Annotated in this window: 2 protein-coding genes and 2 pseudogenes; all 4 read right to left on the bottom strand. The window is 70.4% G+C overall.

Annotation, left to right across the window (positions count from 1 at the left end; translation table 11 throughout):
* Positions 1 to 285, bottom strand: a pseudogene (locus tag I53_RS08165) (GTPase HflX); the annotation flags it as partial.
* Positions 286 to 564: 279 nt separating this feature from the next.
* Positions 565 to 816, bottom strand: coding sequence for an RNA chaperone Hfq (gene hfq / locus I53_RS08170; RefSeq protein WP_007563033.1), 252 nt, complete (start codon positions 814 to 816; stop codon positions 565 to 567).
* A gap of 200 nt (positions 817 to 1,016) precedes the next feature.
* Positions 1,017 to 2,381 (bottom strand): sigma-54 dependent transcriptional regulator, encoded by a 1,365-nt coding sequence (locus I53_RS08175; RefSeq protein WP_012318476.1) that lies wholly within the window; start codon positions 2,379 to 2,381, stop codon positions 1,017 to 1,019.
* Positions 2,378 to 4,347: pseudogene (locus I53_RS08180) on the bottom strand (ATP-binding protein); the annotation flags it as partial. The gene I53_RS08175 and the pseudogene I53_RS08180, both read right to left, overlap by 4 nt.

The following is a 4,347-nucleotide window of genomic DNA, read 5'->3' on the forward strand; positions in this document are numbered from 1 at the left end:
CCCCTTGCCGAGATAGGTCGAGGCCCGGATCCGCGGCAGCCGACGGGCGAGGCTCTCGACCACGTCGAGTTCGATGCCCGCGGCGAGGCCGGTGGCCTCGTCGAGGCGGGCCTCCACGGAGCGGGACGGCGCGGCGGCCCCTGCCCCGCCCCCCTGCCCGGCCCCCGAGGCGCCGCGGGCCAGATAGGGGCCGATCACCAGGGTGTGGGTCGCCGCGGCGATCTCGCCCTCGGGGGCGGCCTGCGCCTGGAGGCGGGCTTCGCCGGACGTCAGCGTCTCGCTCATGCAGCCTTTGTGACCGCCGGGAGGCCGGCGGCTTCGTTGGAGAGGTCGGATCCGACAGAATGGGGATGCGGGCGACCTCAGCCAAGATGCCGGGTCAATATGCCGGGCCGGGGCGGTGGCGGATATCCGCGACGGCATCGGGAACCAGGCCGCGCGGCGGCACCGGTCCGGAGGCCGCCCTCGCCTCGGGCGACAGCCCCGGACCGGTCCCAGCTTCGGCAGCGGCCTCGGTCGGTCCGATCCGCCGGCCTCGCCCCGGGCGCCCGGGGCGACGAGCCCTCACGCCTTCTCGGCGGTCTCGTCCGGCTCGAACAGCTGCACCGGATGGCCCGGCATGATCGTGGAGATCGCGTGCTTGTAGACCAGCTGCGAATGCCCGTCCCGGCGCAGCAGCACGCAGAAATTGTCGAACCACGTCACGACGCCCTGCAGCTTGACGCCGTTGACGAGGAAGATGGTCAGGGGGATCTTGTTCTTGCGGACATGGTTGAGAAACGTGTCCTGAAGGTTCTGTGCGCGTTCGCCCGCCATCTTCTTAGCCTTCTTGTTGTCCCGGATCGCTCCGTCCGGGATGAGTCGTATGCCGCCGGCCGGATCGTCCGAACACCCGGTCCAGGGCCCATGTATACAAATACCATGACGCCGTGAAAGCGTGGGCGCAAGCAACCCCCGTTCCAGCCGATCCGTGACGGATCGGCCCCGCCCTCAACGCGCGCCCCGGCTCCGGAGCCTCACGGGCCGATGCCCAGGGACTTCAGCTTGCGGTGCAGGGCCGAGCGCTCCATGCCGATGAACTCGGCGGTGCGCGAGATGTTGCCCGAGAACCGCGCGATCTGCGCCACGAGGTATTCCCGCTCGAAGATCTCCCGGGCCTCCCGGAGCGCGAGGCTCATCAGCTTCTCGCCGCCCGCGCCCCCCGGGGTGGTCGGCACCAGGGCGCCGATCTCGGAGGGCAGCATCTCGGAGGTGACCTCCTGCTCCGGGTCGGCCTGGGTCAGGATCATCAGCCGCTCGACGTTGTTCTTGAGCTGGCGGACGTTGCCGGGCCAGTTGTGCGACTGCAGCACCGCCATGGCGTCCTCGGCGATCCGACGCTTGGGCAGGCCGGTCTGGGACGAGATGTTGTCCATGAAGAACTGGATCAACTCGGGCACGTCCTCCCGGCGCTCCGACAGGGCTGGCACCCGGATCGGCACCACCGAGAGGCGGTGGAACAGGTCCTCGCGGAAGCGGCCCGCCGCGATCTCCTCCTGGAGGTCCCGGGAGGAGGACGAGATGATCCGCACGTCGACATGCACCCGGGTCGTGCCGCCGACCCGCTGGAAGTTCTGGTCGACGAGGACGCGCAGGATCCGGTTCTGGGTCTCGCGCGGCATGTCGGCGACCTCGTCGAGGTAGAGGGTGCCGCCATGGGCCTCCTCCAGGGCGCCGACCCGGCGGCCGCTCTCGCCCTCGACCCCGAACAGCTCCGCCTCCATGGTCTCGGGCAGGATCGCCGCCGCGTTGAGCAGCACGAAGGGGCCGTTCGCCCGGGCCGAAGCCTTGTGCAGGCTGCGCGCGGCGAGTTCCTTGCCGGAGCCCAAGGCCCCGGTGATCATCACCCGGGCGTTGGTCGGCGCCACCCGGTCGAGGGTCTGGCGCAGCTGGTTGATGGCCAGCGACGTGCCGACGATCCGGTTGGTGGCGCCGGAGCGCGCCGTCAGGTCGCGGACCTCGCGCCGGAGCCGGGAGGCTTCCAGCGCCCGCTCGGCCACGAGGATCAGCCGGTCGGCCTTGAACGGCTTCTCGATGAAGTCGTAGGCGCCCGCCTTGATGGCCGAGACCGCGGTCTCGATGTTGCCGTGGCCCGAGATCATCACCACCGGCAGGTCGGGGTTGGCGGCCTTGATCAGGTCGAGCACCTGCAGGCCGTCGAGCCGCGAGCCCTGCAGCCAGATGTCGAGGAAGACGAGGTGCGGCCGGCGCGCCTCGATGGCGGCCAGCGCCTCGTCCGAGCCGCCGGCCGTGCGGCAGCGGTGGCCCTCGTCGTCCAGGATCCCGGCCACGAGGTCGCGGATGTCGGCCTCGTCGTCGACGATCAGGATATCGGCGCTCATGCGTGCATCTCCGCGATCCGGGGGGCCGTCGGTGCGGCGCCCTTCTCCTCTGTCGTGACGGGACTCGTCTCGGGGGTCTTGGTGTCGGGACCCGCGCCGGACGGTTCGGGCCCGTGCTCGCGCGGGACCCGCATCCGCACCTGGCCGCCGCGGCCGGCGGGATTGTCGTTCAGCTCGATCCCGCCGCCGTGCTCCTCCAGCACCTTGCTGACGATGGCAAGCCCCAGCCCGGTGCCACCCTCGCGGGTGGTCATGTAGGGCTCGAGGAGCCGCTGGCGCCCCTCGGCGGGAAATCCCTTGCCGTTGTCGGTGACGGCGATCACCGCGAAGCCGTCCTCGACGGCGAGGCTCAAGGCGATCTTGCCCTTGCCGAGCTCGGCCTCCGGCACCTCGGCCACGGCCTCGACGGCGTTCTTGAGGATGTTGGTGATCACTTGGCTGAGCAGCCTGATGTCGAAGGCCGCCACGATCTTTTCGGATCCCCCGGCGCCGCTCTGGGCCGAGAAGGCGAAGTCGATATCCGGATGCGCGACCCGCATCATGAACAGGTTCTGCTTGGCGATCTCGGTGAGGTCGTTCGGCGCGATCGCGGGCTTGGGCATCCGCGCGAAGGCCGAGAACTCGTCGACCATGCGCTTGATCTCGTCCACCTGGCGCACGATCGTGGCGGTGCACTGGTCGAACACCTCCTTGTCGGCGGTGATGACCTTCCCGTACTTGCGCCGGATTCGCTCGGCCGAGAGCTGGATCGGGGTCAGCGGGTTCTTGATCTCGTGGGCGATGCGGCGCGCCACGTCGCCCCAGGCGGAGCTGCGCTGCGCCTGGACGAGGTCGGTGATGTCGTCCAGCGTCACCACCGAGCCCCGGGACGCGCCCTGCGCCTGCTCGCTCGTGACCCGCACCGTGATGGTGCGCTCGCCCCGGGAGCGCGTGAGCTGGATCTGCTGCTGCTGCAGGCTGCGCGAGCGCGCCTCGCTCTCGGCGAGCACGGGGGCGAGTTCGGGCACCGCGCGGGCCAGCGGCTGGCCGACCAGGGCGTCGCTGGCGAGATCGAGCATCCGCTCGGCGGCCGGGTTGGCGATGGTGACGAAGCCCGCCCCGTCGAGGCCGATCACCCCGGGCGAGACCCCCGACAGCACGGCCTCGGTGAACCGGCGGCGGGTGTCGATCAGGTCGCTCGCCGCGATCAGGCCCGCATGCTGGCGGCGCAGCTCCTGGGTCATCTTGTTGAAGCTCTCGCCGAGATGGGCGAGGTCGCCGCTGGTCTTCTTGGTCGGCACCTGGGCGTAGAAGTTGCCCGATGCCACCTGGTCGGCGGCGTTGATCAGCCGCCGGATCGGCGCCACGAACCGGTTGGCGAAGTTCATCCCGAACCAGACGGCCGAGAGCAGCGCGATCAGCGCGATCAGCAGGAACACCGACGCGAAGGTGATCTGGATCGAGCGGCGCAGCGAATCGTAGGTGAGATACTCGGCCGCCGCCGCCCGGGACACGCCGGGGAACTCGATGGCGAGCTGGCTCACCTCCCGCTGCACCATCAGCACGGCGTCGTCGTAGGCCGGCATGCGCAGCAGCGCGGCGAAGACCCGGCCCTCGGTGGGCAGGAGGCAGATCGGGTCGGCCGAGTTGGCCGCATCCTCGAAGGCCGCCGCCGAGGGCAGGCGGTTCGTCTTCAGGACGTCGATCTTGGCCCGGGCCACCACCTCGGTGGGGCCGCGCATGATCTGCGCCACCGGCAGGCCGAGATTGGTCGCCCGGGTGGTCAGGAAGGTCTGGAACCAGTCCCGGTTCACGTCGAAATTCGGCCGGGCCCGGGTCAGGTCGTCGGCGAGGATGCGGATCTCCCGGGCGAGGCTCTGGCACTGGTTCTCCTGGTAGGCGTCGGCCACCTCCACGGATTTCAGCACCACGTCGCGGACCCGGTCGGGAAGCCCAGCGACAGGCCCCGGTCGATCGTCACGGACGC

The organism is Methylobacterium sp. B1, assembly GCF_000333255.1.
GTDB lineage: Bacteria > Pseudomonadota > Alphaproteobacteria > Rhizobiales > Beijerinckiaceae > Methylobacterium > Methylobacterium fujisawaense.